Here is a 21,591-nt window from a genome sequence, read left to right on the forward strand (position 1 = left end):
GATAATCTTTATTGTAAATTTATGTTAGCAAAAATCAAGCTTTAATTGGAAAAACATTTCTACACTTTTCATTTATTTTCCTTTTTAACAACAAAATGCGACTCTCGCTTTATGATTTTAGTTGGAATCCTGATACTTTTTTCCATCATTTCGGGATTTGCAATTAAATCAAACACACATTTTGCTGCTTCAAAGCCTAATTGATACGTATGAATATCGACTGTTGTAAGTGGCGTACTTAAAAATTCAATAAACTCTGAATGATTAAAACAGACGACGCTAACTTGCTCAGGTACTTTTAAATTCTTTTCCGCCAACACCCCTAGTAAAAGTACTCCCAATAAAAGATCCATTACCATAAAAGCGGTTGGAGCTTCCGGTAGATTTAGTAATTCCTTGATTGCCTTTATTCCATCTGCTCGATTTAAAGGGATCAGCTTGATATATTCCTTTGGCACATTTAATTCGGCCTGTTCCATAGCTTGTTGAAACCCTCTTAAACGGGCTTGAATCACTTCAAACTCAGGGCTCCCCCCTAAAAAAGCGATTCTCTGATGACCAAGATTGATTACAAACTCCGATAATTCCCTGGCTGCTTGAACATTATCGTTATCAATGAAGGTGATTCCGCTCATGTTCGTACTTGGTTTCCCAATCAAAACAAATGGAAAGCCCTGCTTTAATAAATAGGGCACCACTTTATCATCCTTTTTCGAATACAAAACAATCATACCGTCCACCCGTCTACCCTGAACCATTTTCACGACGTCTTCAAAAATTGCATCCTCGGTTTCACCGGTCGTTAGAGAAAGACTGTATCCCTCTTTATTGCAAAAATCCCCGATTCCACGGATAACCTCTGGAAAAAAAGGATTGTAAAGCGATTCTCTGGCTGAATTTTTCATGACGATTCCAATGGCCTTGGTGGATTTCGTGACCAAATTCCGGGCATTTTCATTCATATGATAGCCCATTTCCTTTAATACCTTACGTACCTTACGCTTTGTCTTTTCACTGATTGCTGGACTGTTATGGATAACACGCGATACCGTTGATGGAGCGACATTCGCTTTTTTGGCAACGTCCTTTATCGTAACAGACATATTCAACACCACTTCCCGTTCACCGCACATGGCTTAATATTCCCTATATTTAAATACTTATTTAACGGCACCATCCGCAATTCCTTTGATAATTTGCCTCTGAGCAAAAAAATACGCGATAATGACTGGAATAATGGATAAAGTAAGCCCAGCCAAGGCTAGATGCCATTGTTTCGTATACTGTCCGAAAAAGAAGAATAATTTAAGCGGGATTGTCTCCGAGCCAGCGCCTCCAATAACAAGGGATGGCAACAGGTAGTCGTTCCAAATCCAAATAACATTTAAGATTCCAACTGTAATCGACATAGGTTTTAATAAAGGAAAAATGATATACCAAAATACTTGAAACCTGTTCGCTCCATCTATTTTCGCAGCTTCGTCAAGCGAGGTAGGAATCCCTTTTAAAGTACCGTGATACAAGAATATCGAGAGACTGCTGCCAAAGCCTAAATACATGAAAATCAACCCAGCCTTGTTCAACATCCCAAGCTGTCCGAATTGGGCAACAAGCGGTATCATCACAGATTGAAATGGAATCAACATGGCTGCCACAAACACGAAGAAGAGCAAAGAACTGACTTTACTTTTGTTTCGTGAAAGCGCATAAGCCGCCATTGCTGAAAAGATAATAATTATTACTACGCTGACGCCCGATATCAATAAAGAATTAAATAAAGTCCGAAGGAAATCCAATTGTTCGAAAGCTTGAGTAAAGTTTTCGAATGTCCAAGTTTTAGGCAACCCCAGCGTGTCGGCAAAAATATCACGTTTCATTTTAAAAGCATTGACAATCATTAAATAAAACGGAGCGAGCCACAATAATGCCAAGATGAAACCGATGAATCCAACCAGCCATAGCTTCCATTTTTTTCTCATTACAGCTCAACCTCCCTTTTCTTATTGATATACACTTGTGTTAGAGAAACTGCTGCCACAATTACGAAGAAGATAACGGCCTTTGCCTGTGCATATGCCATATCATTTTCGGTAAAAGCGGATTTAACAATGTTCATCGCAACCATTTCAGTTGAGTTATAAGGCGCTCCGTTAGTCAAAGAAAGGTTTTGATCATAAATTTTAAAGGAGTGGGAAAGCGTTAAGAACAAACTAACAGTAAAAGCCGGTGCTACAAGCGGAAAAGTAATATGGCGAAAACGTTGAAAGCTGTTGGCCCCATCAATTTTAGCCGCTTCGATCAGTTCTTCAGGAACCGCTTGTAAATAAGCAATATAAATGATCATGATATAACCAGCCATTTGCCAAGACGTTAAAATGATTAATCCCCAAAAACCGGTTTCTGTCGTTGACAACCAGCCATTAAAAGCTTCAATCCCTGTCAAATCACCAATTGCGCCGAATACTTTAATAAAAATAAACTGCCAAATAAAACCGAGAATCAAGCCACCGATCAAATTTGGCATAAAGAAAACTGTCCTAAGTAGGTTGCTTGATTTAATTTTCGACGTCACGATAAGCGCTAAACTCAAGCCGATAATATTAATTACCACAATAGCTGCTACTGAAAATTTAATGGTGAACCAAAATGTATCCAGAAACCCTCTATCCGTAAACAAGTCTATATAATTTTTAAGCCCTATAAAGTCCGGAGTTCCAAGACCGTTCCAATTCGTAAATGAATAATAAAATCCGTAAATGAGTGGCACAATCACCACCAAAATGAGTGCAGCCAGAACAGGTGTCAAAAACAGCCAATATGCGGCATCCCGATTTCTCAATGAAACCGACCTCCTTATGAAAGATATATTAGTAGAAAATGAGTTTTAATTTCGAATCGAAAATCGAAGAATATCTAGTAACCGAACTTTCCCTCTAACAACTTTCTTGTAACAAGGAACAACCAATCGACACAGCTTTCGACGGCGATTGGTTGTTTCCCATTTACGGAATACTTATTTACTGTGAATTTTCTCCCAATTTTCAATATTTTGTTGCACAAGTTCATCCCATGTTAGTTTACCGGTTACGTATTTTTGGACACTTGCACCTAGGTCATCATTCCAACCAACTGGATATCCATTAAAAACCCAGCCAGTCGTCTTTCCATCTTGTGAATATTTATAAATTTCTTTTGAAAGTGGATCGGCAATTTTTTCTACGTCATACCCTTCATAAGCTGGAATGAATTTAAAATCCTCCAAAACAGCTTTTTTTCCTTCATCAGATGTATACATCCAGTCGAGGAATTTCTTCGCTTCTTCCTGAACTTTTTCATCTGATTTTTTGTTCACTGCCCAATAGTTTGGAACCCCAACTGGCATCCCCGCAGCTGTATCCCCATTCGGAATCGGGATAATACCAATACCGTTTTCGGCTAACTCAGGATCCATATCGTACACTGTGTTATACACCCAGTTTCCTTGCTGAATGATTGCAACCTTTTCAAGCGAGAACAACTCTTCCACTTGTTGTGAATAATCTAGACTTGCCGTCGGCTGAACGGAATATTTATTTTGAATATCGACCAGTTGCTTAAACTTGTCTCCATCCGTAAATTTAACGGTTGGTGACTTGCTCGCAGTTAATACATTCCCATCAAATTCAGGTGCTAAAAAGACATTTGATAAGTGGTTTCCTGTTACCCACTTCTCTTTAACCGGATAAGCGAAAACCGCCTCGATTTTCAATTTATCTTTCTGTGAATCCAGTTTTTTAACCGCAGCCTCTAATGCTGAATAACTAGTAATTTCTTCAGGTTTAACTCCGGCTTCTTCAAAAATTCGTTTGTTATAAATCAAGCCGTATCCTTCTTGGTTAAATGGAAGCCCTAGAACGTGCCCGTCCTCTTCCACGCCATCCAATGTACCATCAAGCGCAGCAGCTGCAGCCTTTGTATCCTTTAAATCTAATAATCTATCTTTATATTGTTCAACATCTATTGGTCCGCCAATGTTAAAAACTGCTGGCTCCTCACCTGAAGCAAACTTTGCAGTAATGGCTGATTTATAATCATTTCCACCACCCACTGTTGATATCTTGATTTTTACATTTGGATTTTCTTTTTCATATTGTTTTGCCAAATTCTCAAATTGCTGCTTAAACTCTACTTTGAATTGAAAGATATCCAGCGTCACTTTATCTTTGTCTTTAGAGTCACTGTCTCCACCTGTAGAAGAAGAGCATCCAGCCAAAATCACACTAAAAATTAATAAAACAGAAAAGATTCCCCCGTACCATTTTTGAAGTTTCATGCCTACCAACTCTCCCTTTTTCATAAGATCTTATGCAAATTCAAGAAAACGTTTGCATAAAATGATAAAAAAATATACACTTCTAAATCTACTATATTATTATTCTATCCAACCTTTTATACATCACCTCCTTACAGGAATACTGTAAACGTTTTCATTTATGCGCTTTATATTACCACTAAATTCCATACTTTACAATTAATTTGTATTTTTTTGTAAACAACAAGTAGGATATAAGCCTTGTCTACTTAATTATATGATTCACAAACCTAAGATTATTCCTTTATTTGATTATAAAAATTATCGTAATGGACATTTATTCTAAATAAGTTTTAAATAGGGAAACCCAAAGGCTCCCCTCTATTCACTTCAATATCATCTTCACATTGGATGAACCATACTCATCCTTTAGTTCATAATATTTATCACTTGCTTGTCCAAATTCTTCAAACACACCACTAATAATCAGTTCATTCGTTTCCTTATCAACTATGCTGTACTTGATATTGCTTTTCCCAAACTTTCTGTCATCCACTTTTAAAAGGATCATATTGGACACACCTCCATATTTAATGGCTGCACTCCTCAGGGTGTTTGGATTCTTACTTACATAATATAACAAATTATTCTTATTTTACAGATTTTTCTCTTTTTGGAAAAATAAAAAAAAGCCTATTTAGGCTCTTTGCAATTATTTCTTTAGTTCCAAATATCAAATGTTTCAAAAATACTATATAGGATTCCCCATTAAAAGGAACCTCATTGGCTCCTCAATATGGTTTTAAGACTTCGAAATATCTAAGAATCCTTCCCCAAATACATCACGAACATCATGTATGGCTATAAAAGCACTTCTATCAGTAGACTGTACAATTCTCTTTAATTTGAGTACCTCTTGCTTACTAATAACAATATATAGGATTTCTTTGGATTCTTTTGTATAGTATCCATGACCACTAAAAACAGTCACCCCTCTATCCATCAAAACGGTTACTTGTTTTGCAATCTGGTCCGCTTCTTTTGAAATGATGGTAATCGCTTTTTTCGGGTTCAATCCCTCAATGATGAATTCCATCGTTTTTGTTCCAATATAAAGCATAAGGATAGTAAGCATTAGACCTTCTGCACCAATAATAAAATAAGATGAGAACGCAACGATTAAATCGAAAAACAGAAGTCCATAGCTTAAGCTCCATCCCAAATACTTATTCGTAATTCGGGCTAAGATCGTTGTACCGGCAGTCGTGCCTCCAACTCGAATGATTATGCCAATACCTGCACCGGCAAAAACACCGCCAAATATCGCATTGACGACCAATTCATCTGAAGATATACTCCAACTTTCGGTTAAATGGAGGAAAAGTGAATTAAATGCAACGGCTATGATTGTATAAACCGTTGTTATTTTCGACAAATATTTATAACCGACAATGAGCAGGAAAGCGTTAATAATCAAACTTAACAGCCCTGGTGACCATTCAAAAAGATAAAACAAAATGATGGTTATCCCCGTGACTCCTCCCTCACCAAGTTCATTGGGAATAACGAAAAGATTTATTGCCAAAGCGAAAATAAAAGCTCCTATTAATATAAAGAAAACATCTAAAGAAATCTTTTTCATATTTAATTACCTTCCTTTATGTAATGGTTAATGTGAAAAGAAATAGGTTAATTTCACTGCTCTATAGTAACATGGAATTCCATTTAATCCTTCAAAGATTTGAAGGTTTAACAAAAAGACTACGTTGGAAGTTAGATTATCTTCAATGAACAAGATTAATACATACAAAGGCACTAATTTTCACTAAGCTCTTTTATACATTAGCTTAACAAAGCCACTGTCTCCTTCTCATTAACCTATTATTATGTTAGTTTCACGCTCCTCGAATTGGTTCAAATAACCAACAGCATGCTTATGATAAGTGTCTTTTTTCGCCCCTTGATTTCTCCTAGATTAATGGATAATCAATTTATTATCATGTTCCTTTTCAAAGCTTGACAGTTTCATTGAGTCATGATTAGAATATTTTATATGTTAACCTATATTGTTTTTAGTTAACATATAAAAAGGAGAATGGCTATGCACAGTGAAAAACAATTACCTTGTTGGGAAGAAAAAATTAAGAAAGAACTGGCTTATTTAGAAGAGATATCGCAAAAACGTGAACTCGTTTCAACGGAATTCGCCGAGCAGCCATGGCTTATGATCAACGGGTGCAGGATGCTGAATCTAGCTTCTAATAACTATTTAGGATATGCAGGGGATGAGCGGCTGAAAAAGGCTATGGTAGATGCAGTACATACATATGGTGCAGGAGCAACGGCTTCACGTTTAATTATTGGCAATCATCCTCTTTACGAGCAAGTAGAACAAGCTCTTGTCAATTGGAAGAAAGCCGAAGCAGGACTCATTATTAACAGTGGATATAACGCGAACCTTGGAATTATATCCACCCTGCTGTCCCGTAACGATATTATTTATAGCGATAAATTGAATCATGCAAGCATTGTCGATGGAGCTCTTTTAAGCCGTGCAAAGCATCTACGCTATCGTCATAATGATTTAGATCATTTAGAAGCATTATTGAAAAAATCATCGATGGAAGCACGTAAATTAATCGTGACGGATACGGTCTTCAGCATGGACGGTAACTTTGCTTATCTTGAAGACCTTGTTTGGTTAAAAGAACGTTATAACGCTATGTTAATGACTGATGAAGCACACGGAAGCGGCATCTACGGTAAAAACGGTGAAGGTTATGCCGGTCATCTCCATCTTCAAAATAAAATAGATATCCAAATGGGAACATTCAGTAAAGCGCTCGGTTCATTCGGGGCCTATGTCGTCGGGAAAAAATGGCTCATCGATTATTTTAAAAATAGCATGCGCGGATTCATATATTCAACTGCGCTCCCCCCAGCCATACTCGGTGCTATGAAAACAGCGATAGAACTTGTACAACAAGAACCAGAACGCCGCTCACTGCTCCAAACACATTCAGAACACTTTAGAGAAGAACTCACATATTACGGGTTTAATATTTGTGGAAGTCGATCACAAATTGTTCCTATCGTCATCGGGGAAAACGAAAAAGCGATGGAATTTGCCACACGTTTGCAGAAAGAAGGAATTGCAGCTATTGCTGTCAGGCCGCCGACCGTTCCTGAAAATGAGGCGAGAATCCGTTTTACCGTAACAGCTCTCCACGATATAAAAGATCTTGATTGGGCAGTTGAAAAAGTTTCGATCATTGGAAAAGAAATGGGTGTTATTGAATGAAACAGCCGAATTTAGTCATGCTTCCTGGCTGGGGAATGGAAAAAGATGCGTTTCAACCGTTAATCAAACCGCTGTCAGAAGTATTTCATCTCTCATTCATAGAATGGAGAGATATGAAAACACTAAATGACTTTGAAGAACGAGTCATAGACACAATCGCTTCCATCGATGGTCCTGTTTATTTACTGAGCTGGTCATTAGGAACAATAGTATCACTTGAACTTTCAAGTTCGTTTCGAGAAAAAATAAAAGGTTATATCCTTTTTGGCGCAACAAGTCGGTTTACCACAGGAGATAATTATTCATTTGGCTGGGATCCACGAATGGTCGAGCGCATGAAGAAACAACTGCAGCGCAATAAAGAGAAGACTTTGACTTCTTTCTATGAAGCAATGTTTTCCGAAGCTGAAAAAGAAGAAGGTTTTTATCATCAATTCATCACGACAATTCAAAGCGAGTTTCATGGGGATGACGTATTTTCGCTTCTGATTGGTTTGGATTATCTAATTCAGAAAGATGCTAGATCAAGACTCGACCGGATTGAAGTCCCCTTTATATTGCTTCATGGGAGAGAAGACAAAATTTGCCCACTCGAAGCCTCATCTTTCATTAAAGAAAATCTGGGTGGGAAAGCCGAGGTTCATATTATCGAAGGCGCTGGTCATATTCCATTTTTCACAAAACCACAGGAATGTATGGAGCATATAAAAACATTTATTCAAAAGGAGTACATTCATGATAGATAAACGATTGTTAAGTAAGCGGTTCAGTGAACACGCGAAAACATATGATGCGTATGCCAATGTTCAAAAAAACATGGCGAAACAATTAGTGGATTTGCTCCCTCAAAAAAACAGCAAACAAAGAATTAACATCCTTGAAATTGGCTGCGGCACTGGTTACTTAACGAGGTTACTCGTTAATACATTTCCTAATGCTTCTATTACCGCTGTTGATTTGGCACCAGGAATGGTTGAAGTGGCGAAAGGAATGACAAAGGAAGATCGTGTTACATTTTTATGTACTGATATCGAAGAAATGGCGCTTAATGAAAATTACGACTTGATTATTTCTAATGCAACATTTCAATGGCTGAATAATCTTCCTGCAACTCTTGAAAAATTGATTGCACGATTAACGGCTGAAGGAAGCCTGATATTTTCAACGTTCGGAATCGATACCTTTCAAGAGCTTCATATGTCATATGAACATGCGAAAGAAAAGCTTCAACTTTCCATTGATAGTTCACCAGGCCAAATGTTTTACACACTAGAAGAATTATCCCAAGTTTGTGAAGAAGCACTCCCCTTTTCATCAGCATTTCCAATCGAGATAACAAAAATGGAAAAGCTTGAACTAGAGTACTTTCAGACAGTACGTGAATTTTTCACTTCAATTAAAAAGATTGGTGCAGCTAACAGCAACAAAGAAAACTACTGCCAGCGCCCTTCTTTTTTTCGAGAGTTAATCAACATATACGAAACAAAATACCAAGATGAATCAGGTGTGAAGGCAACCTATCATTGTTTGTTCTTTAATATAAAAAAGCATGCACCCCTACCCTAACACCTTAATCCGAAGATAATGGTCTGGTATACCAGCATAGTATCCTTTTTCTATCTTATAGCCGTTTATAAAATATACTGGGAGATCACCTTTTCCCGTCTTTCCTTACATAATTTAAGTCCGTTCTATAAAGTATTTATATAGACTACTGTTTCCTCTAGAATTCAGGTGCTTACTGTGCATGCATTCGGATTAGTTTTTCATAAATAAGTAGAGCTCATCTTGTTATTGAATTTAACTAAACAAGGTTCCAATTCAAGAAAAATTAGGCCGCCGCTTCTCCAAATTCCTTTGGAGAAGCGGCGGCCTAATTAAAGTTTTTTATTGTGTCTCATTTTACTAGGTCCGTTCAAACCTTGTTCTCTTTTAAAAGAATATTAATATTGTCTTATTATTTTAGGTTCAGTCCAATCGGAATATTTCAGCCTTTATTTCAATTGAAAATTACTCAAATCATCTTAAGATGAAAATGTGTTTACGTTTAACTTTTTCACCCGAAAACCCGGCCATCTGTAATATTGACTACTCGATCACATAAATCTAACATTCTTTCATCATGTGTCACCATAATGGCTGCTTTATTTCTTGACTTCACCTCATGAGCAAGCATTTCAACAACATCCCTGCCTCTTTTGGAATCAAGACTTGCGGTTGGTTCATCCGCTAAAATGATTTCAGGATCATTCATCAACGAACGGGCGATGGCTACACGCTGCCGCTCTCCGCCCGACAGTGCTTCTGGCAAGTGATCTGCCCGATGTCTAAGTCCAAGGTGGCTAAGCAATTCGTCCGCTTTTTTCACAGTTTTTTTATCCCGTTTGCCAATCAGTTCAGAAATGAGCAGAAGCTGATCTCGTACGGTTAGATATGGCACAAGATTCGATGATTGGAATACAAACCCGATCTTTTCAAGGCGCACTCGAGTCAATTCCTTTGAAGATAGTGATGTAATATCCTCATTATTCAAAAGTAAACGTCCTTTACTCGGGGAAAGTAACGCACCGGCTATGGAAAGAAAAGTACTTTTTCCTGAGCCTGATGGACCCACGATGGCGACGAATTCCCCCGCTCTCACATTCAGGGAAATATTATCAAGGGCTGTCACCTTATTATCGCCTTCCCCATAAATCTTACTGACGTTTTCAAATAATAGTTTATCTCCCATCATGATACCCTCCCTATTGCTTCGATCGCATCTATCTTCGCTACTCGATAAAGTGATAGCAGCGAACCCAATACGGATACAACCAAAAGTAACACGGAATATTTAATAACCAAATTGGTACTCAATTCAAATGGCATTCCTTCTGGCATAATTAAAGTGGCGCCATATGTCAGTGCAACACTAATGGCTATGCATGCCACGGCAAGTAGCATAACCTGACCAACGATACTTTTTGCAAGGTAGCTCGTATTAGCTCCAAGTGCCTTAAGTACACCAAATTGATTCGTTTTTTGTAAAGTAATGACATAGAAGAACACTGCCAAAACAAAAGCTGCTATAACAAACAAAAAGGCAATCATCATCGTCAATGTACCCTGTTCCTCTTTGAACCCTGGAATACTCTGAAGTGATTCATCTTTCGATATGAGTGTTACATCACCAGACATTGATTTGCGTACAGCTTCTTCTGCCTTTGAATCCATCTGAACTGCTATAGTGCTAATTGAATTATTGTCTTGATTCTTCAATACAGGATTCATCTCCTGCCATCCCTTAATATTCATGTAAACTACCGGGGAATGGCTGTAAGACTGTTTTTCAGTAAAACCAACAATGGTTAATACTTTTCCTGACAAGTCATCTTTTAATGAATCACCTAATCTATAGCCAAACTCTTTTAAAGAACGATCCGCAACTATTTCACCTTGCTTCTTATTGTCATAGTTCGTTCCTTCTATGATCTTCGGTGCCAATATACCGCTAGCATTGGTCGCAAAAATAGTGACATCCGTTTTTTCCGATGAGCCAACTTTGTTTAAAGTAATCATCATTTGCCCAAGACCTTCGGCTGCTTTAACATCAGATGAAGCCCGGATTTCATCTAGCTTTTCCATGGATATAATTGATCGGTTCAGTTTATTTTTAGAGTCATGCTCCATAACGAAATAGTCGGCCTTCATATTTTGAATGGATGAAGCATTATCTGAAGAAAGTCCATTAGCTAATCCTGAAATGATAAAGACAAGCAAAGCGACCAATACCATAATCAGTCCAATCAGCAGATAACGTAACTTTGAATGCTTTAGTTCACGTATTGCTAAAAACATTATTTCATCTCCCATTCCTTTTATTTACCGATCAAGTCCTACTTCAATCGGTATGTTTTGATTGTAATCAATCAATATGAATGGAAGATGAACGAATGATTACATAAGGGGCAACCGGATATAAAAAGTGGTCCCTTTGCCAAGTTCGCTTTGAACCTCAATCGTTCCGCCATGTAGTTCAACCGTCTTCTTTGTTATCGAAAGTCCTAAGCCACTGCCTGTTTCACTGCGATTTCTCACTTTATCAACTTTATAAAAGCGATCAAGGATATAAGGGAGGTCTTCTTCTGGAATTCCCATACCCGTGTCCGCAATCTTCACTTCTACAAAGCCATCAATTTTCTTGATTTGAATAACAATCGAACTACCGATATCAGAGTATTTAATACTGTTGGTTATCAAGTTAGTCCATACTTGGTTTAATAGTTTCTCATCAGCAGAAATGATGGTTGAAGGTAAATCCATTTCGATCACCATATCTTTTTCCCGCCAATTCCATTCCAGCATGAACATCACTTGCCGTATTTGTTGCGCTAAATCGAAATTTGACCGTTGCAGCGGGTCATCCTCTATATCCAAGGAAGCAAGCATTAGGAGCTGTTTACTCAACAAGGACATGCGCCGGCTCTCTTTTTCAATAATAGACAAGTAATTATTTCTTTGTTCCTTTGTTAATTCCTCCGATTGAAGGGTTTGAGAAAAACCTTGTATAGATGCGAGCGGAGATTGAATTTCATGAGAAACATTTGAAACGAATTCCTGTCTCATATCATCTAACCGCTGGATGCTTTGAGTCATTTTCGAGAAATGCTGTGCCAAATCCCCTATCTCATCGCTTCGGGTTACATTCAATTTACTACTATAATCCCCATCAGCGATTCTCTTTGTGGCTTCTGTTAATTTCGTAATTGGCTTAACAATGAATCGCGTGTTAATGATCACAAATAAGAAACTGAGAAGGAGCGTAAGTACGAGCAAAACAGCAAGGAAAAAGCGGAACTCTCCAAACTGCAGTTCTATATTCGGCCTTACAAACAAGGCATATTTCTCGCCATCCACATTAATTGGTACCCCAACGCTATTGATTAATACATCCTCAAAAAAACCCGTAATAAACAGCCCATTATTATAATTAGCGATCCCTTGATAGGTTTTCCCGTTCAAAACTCCTGAAATCGTGTCTGAATCCAAAGCTGTTTCCCGAAACGGCTCCCCATACAAAGTCCCTTCACCCTGCTCATTAAATAAATACATTTGATAGTGCAATCCTGCAATATGATTTAAATACGCATCAATATCCTGACCTGGATTTTCTTCATATAAGGAGACGATATCACCAGCAACTTTGCTTATCTTCTCACCATTGTGTGGTTTCTGAACCTTATGATAATAGACATTGGAAATTAAAAAAGCGATGACACTGGCAAGTACCATGATCAAAATGGTTTGAATAACTATCCTGAAATAAAGTGTTTTCACTTCTTATTGACCTCCAGTTTATAACCTAAGCCACGGACAGTCGTTATCACAAAATCATCGGTCCGCCCTGCAAAACGTTCCCTTAACCGTTTAATATGGACATCAACAGTCCGATCATCCCCTTCAAAATCAGCACCCCACACCAGTTCAATTAGCTGCTCACGTGTAAAGACCTGATCAGGAAAACTCCCCAGCTGAGCTAGTAGCTCAAATTCCTTAAGCGGCAGGAGCAACGTATTCCCCTTTATTCGCACTTCATAACTTTTACGGTCAATAACCGTTTGATTCAAGGAAATCAATTCAGAATTAACCATGCGATACCTGCGCAAAAGAGCTTTAATTCGAAATAATAGCTCTCGGGGTTCAAATGGCTTGACGAGATAATCATCAGTACCAGCAAAGTACCCCTTTTCTTTATCGATAAGTTGATCTTTAGCTGTCAATAAAATAACCGGTAGATCATATTGATCCCGTATTTCCTTACAAAGATCCAGTCCGTTTTTATATGGCATCATAATATCTACAACAGCAAGATGGATTCGTTCTTTCTCTAGTATTGATGAAGCTTCATTTCCATCCTTTGCTTCGAACACCATGTACCCTTCTTTTTCTAAGTGAAATTTTAATAATTCTCTAATATGACGATCATCATCAGCAATTAATATATGTATCAAAGAAACCACATCTCCACTTCATTTAATAACCCTAGTTATTCTTACAATAGCAATAATTGAGCTTTTAAAACAACCAATACTGATTCGCGCTCTAGAAAACCAGTGGTTACTTTCCTTATAAATTAGTTTGCCAATAATATATAGGCCTATCTAAATAAAAATGGCGAACAAAGTTTTTAAAACCTTGTCCGCTTTTTTATTAAAGTTTATCTTCATAAACATAAGAAGTAGTAAATTGATTCCCAAATGGCTGGTTAGAAACGCATTGATATTTTTTATCACTTAAAAGAGTTTTAAATATTCTGAATATAATTTATAATTGATTTATTTTAAAACATCTAGGAGGTCACTATGGGTTTAGTAGAGAAAATCAGCTCTTTTGCTGGTAAAACGTTTACCTTATGGGTCATTATTTTCGCAATTATTGCGTATATCATGCCTAATCATTTTATATGGATTGGAGCCTATATTGTTCCATTATTAGGAATTGTCATGTTTGGCATGGGACTTACACTATCAACAGCGGATTTTAAAGAAGTTTTCCGTCGACCGAAAGAAGTAGCACTAGGGGTAGCAGGACACTTTATCATTATGCCATTATTAGCGTTTGTATTAGCAATAGGGTTCGATTTACCGAAAGAAGTGGCTGTTGGTGTTATTTTGGTTGGGTGTTGCCCAAGTGGAACAGCATCAAATGTCATGGTGTTTCTTGCGAGAGGAAATGTTGCGCTTGCAGTTGCCATTGCTTCTGTTTCCACTATTCTAGCACCTATCGTAACCCCCCTGCTTATTCTGCTCTTGGCAAGTAAATGGGTTAATATTAGTATTGGATCATTATTTATTTCTATCATTCAAGTGGTGATTATCCCACTGATGCTTGGATTTGTTGTTAAAAAGTTTTTCGGCAAACAAGCAGAGGCTGGTGCAAAGGCTTTGCCTCTAGTATCTGTCATTTCTATTGTTCTGATCGTATCTGCTGTAGTAGCTGGCAGCCAAGCACAGCTGGCTAAAACAGGATTGCTGATTTTTGCAGTAGTCGTTCTTCATAATGTTCTTGGTTTTTTCCTCGGCTTTTTCTTTGCTCGTTTATGCGGGATGGATTTAGCTAAACAGAAAGCAGTTGCAATGGAGGTTGGTATGCAGAATTCCGGTTTAGGTGTAGCAATAGCAACAGCTCATTTCTCGCCTTTGGCCGCGGTACCTAGTGCCATTTTCAGCGTTTGGCATAATATATCAGGCTCCGTTCTAGCCTTTATTTTCAGTCGCATGAAAGATAAAAAAAATGGAGAGAACGCTAAAAATAATTCGATAAAAATAGGCGCATAATAATGTGTATATGATCCAAAAAATCGATAATCTGGAGGGCTTTTTTGACTCTTTTAATTAAATTAGTGGATTAAGCCGATTGAGTAAATCGGCTTTTTTTATTGTGAATTAACTATCTGCATATTGAACATTTCAAGGAAGATAACAAATATTCAACGTGATATATTAATGATTGTAGGGCTGATTCATATTGTGATGCATTTTTAAGGTTCCATTACTTAATAAGTGATATGCTTTTTCCCCTGAATAAATGAACTTACTGCCTTTGTTGGGGGTAATTTTTTGAACTACCTGCTATACTACTAGATAAAAGTAAGACATAAAACTCTTGCTAATGATTTGGATATAGTAATTGAATATCATTTTAAGGATGAGGGAATATAATGTCACCAAAAATAAAATCGTCAAGAAAAATTGCTAGATATTCACTAATTATCATGGGGTTGGGTTATATTGCAACCACTCCATTTCAAGGTTCGTTGCCGTTAGATTTATTACATGGAGGGTTTGAGGCAGGTCTAGTTGGTGGATTAGCAGATTGGTTTGCAGTCACTGCATTATTCCGCCATCCGCTTGGATTACCAATCCCTCATACAGCTCTTTTGCCCAACAATCGTAAAAGAATGACAAATGCACTTGTTTCGATGTTAAAAAATGACTGGCTTTCAAAGGAAAGTATTCAAGACAAAGTAAAACATATTCCTTTTACAGAAAAATTGATCCCTATTTTAGTAAAAGAGATACAAAGTGATGCTTTTAGAAAAGTTCTTATTAAACTTATCAAGCAAATGATTTGTTATATAGATATTGAAAAGATTACACCTTTCGTTGCAAAAAAAATTGAAGCTACACTTTCTAACATAGAAATGAGCAAGCTTCTTCATTTAGTAAGTTCACAGCTACTTAATGAACAATTTGATAGGAAAGCTTTGGATCATGTTTTGAAAAAAGCTGAAGATTGGTTAAGAAAAAAACAAACAAGTCACCAACTAGGCACTGTTTCCATGGATGTACTTAGTAAGATTGAACTAGATGGTATGCTTCAGTTTGCCGTTAAATCCATTCAAAGTCTACTTAACGAAGAGAAACTTGGGAATATCATACAAAACCTTTTATTAAGTGTCGTAAATAATTTACAAAACGAGGAAGAACCAAATAGAGAGGCTTTAATCTTATATATCAGGAAAGAGATACAAGGCATTGACCATAACCGGGAACTGTTAGAAGGAGTTGAAAAATGGAAAAAACAACTTCTAACAAAATGGGAACCTGAAGCAACAATAATGGGAAGTCTACAACAAATTCAACAAGATGCATTAGATTTCGTTGAAGATAAAAATTTCATGGATACTTATCTTACTCCATTGATTTATCACATACTAGACAACATAAAAGAAAATAGCACCCACATTGATAATTGGATTCAGAAACAAATTACTGTTCTCATTGAAAATAATCATACGCAGATCGGCAATCTTGTACAAGAAAATTTAGATAAGCTAGACAACGAAACTCTAATTGATATGATGGAAAATGGTGTAGGAAAAGATTTACAATGGATTCGTGTGAACGGAGCGGTTTGTGGTTTTATAATAGGGATTATCCTAACAGGTATACAGGCTCTACTTAAGCTGGTATAATTCCGGCGCTGCGACCGATATGGTTTCAGCTTCTTGCAGCTTGCTGCCGTTACCAGATCGAATCCGGTTTCTAGTTTGTTCTTTTGGCACTGATTCTCTCAGTTTCGGACTCGTGCTGATTCGCTGCCTCAGTCGTAATAGCAATGATGATAAGCCCTTAACCTTAAGGGCTTTTTAATGGGGAAATGATTTTGCCAAAGCTAATGAGATTTTGACTAAGAATAACAATATCGTATCTTCTACATTTTTTTGGACGATTTTGATATATTGCTCAAAGACCTTCTTCAGGTTGGTTTCACGATCAATCCACTTCGAGGTGAATTCCAATTGCTTAGTTACGGCAGGATGATTCAGTTTGATTGTCGTCATTAAAACAACCACCCTTTTAAATATGATATTTTACTTTCCAATTGATCAATGACGGCTTCTCCTTTTCCTAAAAGAGCATCCGCTTCATGCGCTATGGTGCCTGCTGCACTCATAGCTTTTTTCTCTATATTCAGCATCGTGGTTTTTCCATTTTTAAACATAAAAAAAAGAGTGCAAGCTGCACCCTCTAAAATTCATACCTTTTTTAATGAATTATCTCAATTCCTTTTCGTCAAATAAATGCGGCGCTTTCACCTTTTTCCCTTTTTTATGATTTGGATTAGGTTTTTTAGCTTCCAATTTAGCTTGGTCATAGACAGCGGTGCCGACAATTTCAGCAACATCTTGAAGCTTTTCTTTTGAGATTTTATCAATGGTATCATCAGGAGTATGATACCAAGGTTCTGATGGACTGTGTATGAATAAAGCAGCGGGAATCCCAGCCTCAGCGAAAGATACATGGTCACTTCGCCCGCCTTGTCCATATGGAGTCGGCTCACCATTCAGTCTTGTACTTGATTCCTGAGCCAGCTCGGTTACAAGGTTCATTTCTCCATCATTAGTCAAAATAACCAAATCCCCAGCGTCCCTGCTTCCTACCATATCTAGGTTGAAGTTAGCAATCGTCCGCTTGATATCTTCATCAGAGAGGTTGTCCACATAATGCTGCGAACCTAGCAATCCATTTTCCTCGGCGCCAAAGGTAACGAAACGAATTTCCGTATCTGTAGGAAGATTCTTCAAAACACGTGCAAGTTCAAGTGTAACGGACGTTCCTGATGCATCGTCATTCGCTCCAGGTGCCCCGGCGACGGAATCATGATGACCTGTGATATAAATGATATCGCTCTTCTTTGCTTTATTGTTCTTGGTTGCTTTTTTTGTGGCCACTACGTTATAAGAGGTTTTTTCTCCAGAATAAGCCCCTTCAATTTTTAATGATGCCGTTAGCTTAACTCCAGCATTCAATTTTTCAAGCAGGGCTTCTCCATCCTTTTTCGTTATCGTGACAGATGGAATATACTTATCATTAGCCCCTCCAAGTGTCCCATTTAATTCCCCATCTGCATTATTGAATAGGATGACACCCGCTGCTCCTTTTTCTGCTGCATTCAATACTTTCTCTGCAAAAGTGAGGCTGCCTCTTTGAATAAGGGCAATCTTCCCTGTAACACCCGCTTTTTCAAGCTCTTCCTTCGTTCCTAAACCGGCGTATACCATTTCACCGGATAGATCACCATTTACTGAATAGGTTAAATGGTTTGATTGGATTTCCCCATCAAATCCGTCAACGGACAGCTCGACCAGATTTGGGTCTGTATAGGATAAAAAACTGAACTCTTCAATATCGGCTTTATAGCCATAAGATTTAAATTGCTTTTTGATGAACTGGACGGCCTTATACTCAGATTCCGTCCCGGCTACTCGAGGTGTTTGTGAAAGGTATTCAATATTCTTGTGGATTTTGTCGACATCGATCCTTTTAACGATTTGCTTGTCTGTGGATGGCGCCTGATGTACTGGAGAAGAATGCGGTGTCGCTAAAGCAGTAGTAGTAGTGGTTCCGGCTGCCCCGAATGTTAATGCTGCGACTAATGATAAGGATAGAAATTGTTTTTTCATAGATTGCCTCCCAGTTTAATAGATTCCCTCCATTATTTTACAATATACAGAAAATTCTAACTAGGTAGGTTTATCCCTATTAATCTGTGCCTTAAGTAACAAATTTACAAATTTAAGAAACTAGCAGGAAATTTGATCTATACCAAAAGTTGTATTTTATTTAATAATTTGTCACATTATATAAAAATTCCTGCGATTCAAACAGGATTTTCGCCTTTCTTCGGGAAAATAGTACAAAGAGAAAATGACTTTAATCAGGGAAGAAGGCGCGAAGATGTCGATAACTAAATTTGTGATGCCGGAAGTTATTTTTGGAAAAGGTTCTATTGAACAAGCTGGCGAGGCTTGCTTGCGGTTGGGTGCCAAAAAGACACTGATAGTTAGTGATTCCGGTGTAGCCAACGCTGGTTGGCTTGATATTGTCATGGAAGCCTGCCAAAATGCGGGGCTTGCTTTTGCCACCTTCATTGAAACGACGACCAATCCGAAAGACAGGGAGATAGAAGCCGGTTGTTTATTTTTTAATGATCATGAATGCGACGCCATCATAGGTGTGGGGGGAGGCAGTGCCTTGGATGTGGCAAAAGGGATCGCCCTTTTGGCAACGAATGGTGGAACCATCAGTGACTATGAAGGGGTTGATAAAGTCCATTCTCCTCTACCCCCTATGGTGATGATCATGACCACTGCCGGATCGGGTTCGGAAGTCTCACAGTTTTCTGTGATTGTCGATTCGTTCCGGGAGAAAAAAATGACGATCATTTCAAAATCCCTCGTTCCTGATATTGCGATTGTTGACCCGGCTACCTTAACGACCTTAGAAGCAGATTTGACCGCCGCTACTGGAATGGATGTTTTGACACACGCCATTGAATCTTATGTATCTATCGCTGCAACTCCTTTGACCGATGTACAAGCCAAAAACGCCTTGTCCATTGTTTCCCGTTACCTACGTCCTTCCGTTGCGTCTAAACATAATGAGGAAGCAAAAGAAGCGATGGCGATGGCCAGCCTGCAAGCCGGTCTTGCCTTTTCCAATGCCATATTGGGAGCAGCCCATGCAATTTCACATGCCATTGGCGGAAAGTACCTGCTTCCGCATGGTGAAATCAATGCTATCCTTCTTCCCCATGTCATGGACTTCAACCGAATTGCGGCCCCGAAGCGATTCAGCCAAATAGCAGAGATCATGGGGATTGATACGAGAGCTTTAACTGAGCAGCAAGCCGGCACCGCTGCCGTACACTTTGTAAGGGACTTGTCCCAGGATATCGGGACACCCAGGAGCCTAGGTGACGTGGGCATTACCAAAGACATGATTGATACAATAGGAATGACCGCCCTCGAGGATGCCTGCATGATTACGAACCCTCGGGATATGTCATTAGAACAGATTAGGCAGTTGCTCCTTACAGCCCTATAAGAGGTGAAAACATGAACAAATCTGAGTTGATCGATTTAATGACAGGCGTTAAGTCTTCGAAAAAAACATATTACACGGAACTTAAGAAAACCGTGGATCAGTTGAAGAAGAAAAATATGCAGCTTGAAATTATGAACGATATCACTAAAAACATGAATATAGACATGGATATTCACGAAATTCTCCGAAATGTTATCTCAAAACTCAAGCACCTAATTACATTCGATGACAGTCATTTTGTCATTTTATACGAAGAAGAACCAACTCTTCTCCATATTTGTCCTAATGGCCAATGCGAGCTTGAAATTGAATCCAACAACCTATTACACCCTTTTCAGGACTTCTCATCTGCCTTGAAAGACGAACAATCCATTCAGGTGGAAATCAAAATGCTACAAGACTTCCCGGAAAAAAAAAGACTGCTATCTCTTGAGATTGAAACGCTTCTATTGGTGCCCCTGTATGGGAAAAATAAAAAAATAGGGGTTTGGACCTTCGGCAGAAAGAAAAAGAAAACGTGGCATAAAGATGAGTTGGATTTTCTTGAGCAACTTTCCAACCAGCTTGCACTGACTTTGGAGAATGCCCAGCTCTATAAAGAAGTTCTCCATTCCAAACAAGAATGGGAGGATACCTTTAAGGCCGTCGAAGATATGATCATCGTCTTTGATCGCCAAGGAGAAGTCTACCAATCAAATGATGCAGCCAGAGCTTTTTTTGACTTAAGTCCTTTAATTGAGAAATCTCAGACACTGATTCAAGAGACCTTTGTACAGGATAAGCCAGGGTTTCAAGAAATTTTGCTTCAGCCTGAAGCGATCTTGGAAATGCATGCCTATCCGATTCAAAATAAGGATCAACAGGTCTATGGAGTCATTGCTTATTATAAAAATGTCACCGAGAGAAGACAGATGGAAGCTCAATTGTTACATGCAGGCAAGCTCGGAGCCATCGGCGAAATGGCAGCTGGAGTTGCCCATGAATTGAATAGCCCATTAACGGCCATTCTTGGAAACTCACAGCTTTTATTACGGAACACTTTACCAGACAACGAAGATTATATGCTTCTAAACGATATTAAAAATTGCGGCGACCGGTGCAGGCAAATCGTGAAAAGCTTACTTACCTTTTCCCGTCAAGATGAATATAGATTCCACTATTACTCTATTAACGAGGCCATACATCAGGTAATGAACCTTCTGAAGTTTCAACTAGGGAAGAAACAAATTTCCCTTCATCTTTCCCTTCAGGAAGATCTTCCTTTCATAAAGGGAAGCCAGCCTCAGATAGAACAAATAATCATCAACTTGCTATTGAATGCCAAGGATGCATTGGATGATTGTGATATATCGGAAAAATCCATTACGATTCATACCTATTCTGAAGAAGAATTCATGGTGGTGAAGGTTGCTGATAACGGGGCTGGGATTGAAGCAGAGCGGCTGCCGCTCATTTTTCATCCTTTTCATACGACTAAGGACCGTGAAAAAGGTACAGGCCTAGGATTATCTGTGAGCCTTGGCATTGCGAAAGACCATGGAGGCAAAATTGACGTAATAAGCGCACCTGGAAAAGGAAGTGTATTTTTCCTGAGGCTTCCCTTGCAGCCAGAAGATGAAAGGAGATGA

The 21,591-nt window shown here is 38.3% G+C and carries 20 protein-coding genes; 7 read left to right on the plus strand and 13 right to left on the minus strand.

Annotated elements, in window-relative coordinates:
* Positions 1-68 precede the first annotated feature (68 nt).
* The 6 genes from JFU24_RS14085 to JFU24_RS14110 form a co-directional block, all read right to left on the minus strand.
* Positions 69-1,103 (minus strand): LacI family DNA-binding transcriptional regulator, encoded by a 1,035-nt coding sequence (locus JFU24_RS14085; protein WP_053344280.1) that lies wholly within the window; start codon positions 1,101-1,103, stop codon positions 69-71.
* A gap of 57 nt (positions 1,104-1,160) precedes the next feature.
* Entirely contained in the window at positions 1,161-1,979 is an 819-nt protein-coding gene (locus JFU24_RS14090; RefSeq protein WP_053344279.1) for a carbohydrate ABC transporter permease, read from the minus strand.
* Positions 1,979-2,839, minus strand: a complete 861-nt coding sequence (locus tag JFU24_RS14095; protein WP_053344278.1) for a carbohydrate ABC transporter permease — start codon at positions 2,837-2,839, stop codon at positions 1,979-1,981. Before JFU24_RS14095 ends, JFU24_RS14090 begins: the two co-directional genes overlap by 1 nt.
* 174 nt (positions 2,840-3,013) lie before the next feature.
* A complete protein-coding gene (locus JFU24_RS14100) occupies positions 3,014-4,312 on the minus strand; it encodes an ABC transporter substrate-binding protein (protein WP_201250127.1) in 1,299 nt (432 codons plus the stop codon).
* A gap of 364 nt (positions 4,313-4,676) precedes the next feature.
* Positions 4,677-4,862, minus strand: a complete 186-nt coding sequence (locus JFU24_RS14105) for a hypothetical protein (protein ID WP_201183156.1) — start codon at positions 4,860-4,862, stop codon at positions 4,677-4,679.
* A gap of 231 nt (positions 4,863-5,093) precedes the next feature.
* Entirely contained in the window at positions 5,094-5,933 is an 840-nt protein-coding gene (locus tag JFU24_RS14110; RefSeq protein ID WP_053344275.1) for a YitT family protein, read from the minus strand.
* Between the two features lie 459 nt (positions 5,934-6,392).
* Here JFU24_RS14110 and bioF point away from each other — a divergent pair, with 459 nt between their 5' ends.
* From bioF to bioC, 3 genes are read left to right on the plus strand one after another with little or no spacing between them, the layout of a single operon-like run.
* On the plus strand, positions 6,393-7,592 hold the full coding sequence (gene bioF / locus JFU24_RS14115) for an 8-amino-7-oxononanoate synthase (protein WP_201250128.1): 1,200 nt from the start codon (positions 6,393-6,395) through the stop codon (positions 7,590-7,592).
* The gene (locus JFU24_RS14120) at positions 7,589-8,338 is read left to right on the plus strand and encodes an alpha/beta fold hydrolase (protein WP_201222314.1); all 750 of its coding nucleotides are present in this window, start codon (positions 7,589-7,591) and stop codon (positions 8,336-8,338) included. The genes bioF and JFU24_RS14120 overlap by 4 nt, the downstream gene beginning before the upstream one ends.
* Complete coding sequence (gene bioC, locus JFU24_RS14125; RefSeq protein WP_201222316.1) at positions 8,328-9,158, plus strand: malonyl-ACP O-methyltransferase BioC; 831 nt, start codon at positions 8,328-8,330, stop codon at positions 9,156-9,158. Before JFU24_RS14120 ends, bioC begins: the two co-directional genes overlap by 11 nt.
* Positions 9,159-9,648: 490 nt before the next feature.
* On the opposite strand, the gene JFU24_RS14130 is transcribed toward bioC, so the two are convergent.
* The 4 genes from JFU24_RS14130 to JFU24_RS14145 form a co-directional block, all read right to left on the minus strand.
* Complete coding sequence (locus JFU24_RS14130; RefSeq protein WP_201183163.1) at positions 9,649-10,326, minus strand: ABC transporter ATP-binding protein; 678 nt, start codon at positions 10,324-10,326, stop codon at positions 9,649-9,651.
* A complete protein-coding gene (locus tag JFU24_RS14135) occupies positions 10,323-11,429 on the minus strand; it encodes an ABC transporter permease (RefSeq protein WP_201222318.1) in 1,107 nt (368 codons plus the stop codon). The genes JFU24_RS14130 and JFU24_RS14135 overlap by 4 nt, the downstream gene beginning before the upstream one ends.
* Positions 11,430-11,528: 99 nt before the next feature.
* Positions 11,529-12,908, minus strand: coding sequence for a sensor histidine kinase (locus JFU24_RS14140; RefSeq protein WP_201183167.1), 1,380 nt, complete (start codon positions 12,906-12,908; stop codon positions 11,529-11,531).
* Positions 12,905-13,582, minus strand: a complete 678-nt coding sequence (locus JFU24_RS14145) for a response regulator transcription factor (protein ID WP_201222320.1) — start codon at positions 13,580-13,582, stop codon at positions 12,905-12,907. Before JFU24_RS14145 ends, JFU24_RS14140 begins: the two co-directional genes overlap by 4 nt.
* A 351-nt stretch (positions 13,583-13,933) precedes the next feature.
* Here JFU24_RS14145 and JFU24_RS14150 point away from each other — a divergent pair, with 351 nt between their 5' ends.
* Together JFU24_RS14150 and JFU24_RS14155 are read left to right on the plus strand one after the other, a co-directional pair.
* Positions 13,934-14,908, plus strand: a complete 975-nt coding sequence (locus tag JFU24_RS14150) for a bile acid:sodium symporter family protein (protein ID WP_201183171.1) — start codon at positions 13,934-13,936, stop codon at positions 14,906-14,908.
* 383 nt (positions 14,909-15,291) lie between these two features.
* Entirely contained in the window at positions 15,292-16,548 is a 1,257-nt protein-coding gene (locus tag JFU24_RS14155) for a DUF445 domain-containing protein (RefSeq protein ID WP_201183173.1), read from the plus strand.
* 174 nt (positions 16,549-16,722) lie between these two features.
* Here JFU24_RS14155 and JFU24_RS14160 read toward each other — a convergent pair whose 3' ends face one another.
* The 3 genes from JFU24_RS14160 to JFU24_RS14170 form a co-directional block, all read right to left on the minus strand.
* Positions 16,723-16,917 carry a DUF5344 family protein gene (locus JFU24_RS14160; RefSeq protein ID WP_201183175.1) on the minus strand — a complete coding sequence of 65 codons (195 nt, stop codon included), beginning with the start codon at positions 16,915-16,917 and terminating at the stop codon, positions 16,723-16,725.
* Positions 16,917-17,054 carry a hypothetical protein gene (locus JFU24_RS14165; RefSeq protein ID WP_201250129.1) on the minus strand — a complete coding sequence of 46 codons (138 nt, stop codon included), beginning with the start codon at positions 17,052-17,054 and terminating at the stop codon, positions 16,917-16,919. Before JFU24_RS14165 ends, JFU24_RS14160 begins: the two co-directional genes overlap by 1 nt.
* A 76-nt stretch (positions 17,055-17,130) precedes the next feature.
* Positions 17,131-18,540 (minus strand): M28 family peptidase, encoded by a 1,410-nt coding sequence (locus JFU24_RS14170; RefSeq protein WP_201250130.1) that lies wholly within the window; start codon positions 18,538-18,540, stop codon positions 17,131-17,133.
* A 274-nt stretch (positions 18,541-18,814) separates the two neighbouring features.
* On the opposite strand from JFU24_RS14170, the gene JFU24_RS14175 reads away from it, so the two are divergent.
* Positions 18,815-19,963, plus strand: a complete 1,149-nt coding sequence (locus JFU24_RS14175) for an iron-containing alcohol dehydrogenase (RefSeq protein WP_098176995.1) — start codon at positions 18,815-18,817, stop codon at positions 19,961-19,963.
* A gap of 11 nt (positions 19,964-19,974) precedes the next feature.
* Positions 19,975-21,591, plus strand: coding sequence for a sensor histidine kinase (locus JFU24_RS14180; RefSeq protein ID WP_201222323.1), 1,617 nt, complete (start codon positions 19,975-19,977; stop codon positions 21,589-21,591).

This window comes from Peribacillus sp. TH27 (assembly GCF_016650915.1).
Lineage (GTDB): Bacteria > Bacillota > Bacilli > Bacillales > DSM-1321 > Peribacillus > Peribacillus butanolivorans.

What these genes read in the sequence shown, in the direction of transcription:
- JFU24_RS14085 (WP_053344280.1), bottom strand. Translation starts at nt 1,103, where the DNA reads ATGTCTGTTACGATAAAGGACGTTGCCAAAAAAGCGAATGTCGCTCCA.
- JFU24_RS14090 (WP_053344279.1), bottom strand. Translation starts at nt 1,979, where the DNA reads ATGAGAAAAAAATGGAAGCTATGGCTGGTTGGATTCATCGGTTTCATC.
- JFU24_RS14100 (WP_201250127.1), bottom strand. Translation starts at nt 4,312, where the DNA reads ATGAAACTTCAAAAATGGTACGGGGGAATCTTTTCTGTTTTATTAATT.
- JFU24_RS14105 (WP_201183156.1), bottom strand. Translation starts at nt 4,862, where the DNA reads ATGATCCTTTTAAAAGTGGATGACAGAAAGTTTGGGAAAAGCAATATC.
- JFU24_RS14110 (WP_053344275.1), bottom strand. Translation starts at nt 5,933, where the DNA reads ATGAAAAAGATTTCTTTAGATGTTTTCTTTATATTAATAGGAGCTTTT.
- bioF (WP_201250128.1), top strand. Translation starts at nt 6,393, where the DNA reads ATGCACAGTGAAAAACAATTACCTTGTTGGGAAGAAAAAATTAAGAAA.
- JFU24_RS14120 (WP_201222314.1), top strand. Translation starts at nt 7,589, where the DNA reads ATGAAACAGCCGAATTTAGTCATGCTTCCTGGCTGGGGAATGGAAAAA.
- bioC (WP_201222316.1), top strand. Translation starts at nt 8,328, where the DNA reads ATGATAGATAAACGATTGTTAAGTAAGCGGTTCAGTGAACACGCGAAA.
- JFU24_RS14130 (WP_201183163.1), bottom strand. Translation starts at nt 10,326, where the DNA reads ATGATGGGAGATAAACTATTATTTGAAAACGTCAGTAAGATTTATGGG.
- JFU24_RS14135 (WP_201222318.1), bottom strand. Translation starts at nt 11,429, where the DNA reads ATGTTTTTAGCAATACGTGAACTAAAGCATTCAAAGTTACGTTATCTG.
- JFU24_RS14150 (WP_201183171.1), top strand. Translation starts at nt 13,934, where the DNA reads ATGGGTTTAGTAGAGAAAATCAGCTCTTTTGCTGGTAAAACGTTTACC.
- JFU24_RS14155 (WP_201183173.1), top strand. Translation starts at nt 15,292, where the DNA reads ATGTCACCAAAAATAAAATCGTCAAGAAAAATTGCTAGATATTCACTA.
- JFU24_RS14160 (WP_201183175.1), bottom strand. Translation starts at nt 16,917, where the DNA reads ATGACGACAATCAAACTGAATCATCCTGCCGTAACTAAGCAATTGGAA.
- JFU24_RS14165 (WP_201250129.1), bottom strand. Translation starts at nt 17,054, where the DNA reads ATGCTGAATATAGAGAAAAAAGCTATGAGTGCAGCAGGCACCATAGCG.
- JFU24_RS14170 (WP_201250130.1), bottom strand. Translation starts at nt 18,540, where the DNA reads ATGAAAAAACAATTTCTATCCTTATCATTAGTCGCAGCATTAACATTC.
- JFU24_RS14175 (WP_098176995.1), top strand. Translation starts at nt 18,815, where the DNA reads ATGTCGATAACTAAATTTGTGATGCCGGAAGTTATTTTTGGAAAAGGT.
- JFU24_RS14180 (WP_201222323.1), top strand. Translation starts at nt 19,975, where the DNA reads ATGAACAAATCTGAGTTGATCGATTTAATGACAGGCGTTAAGTCTTCG.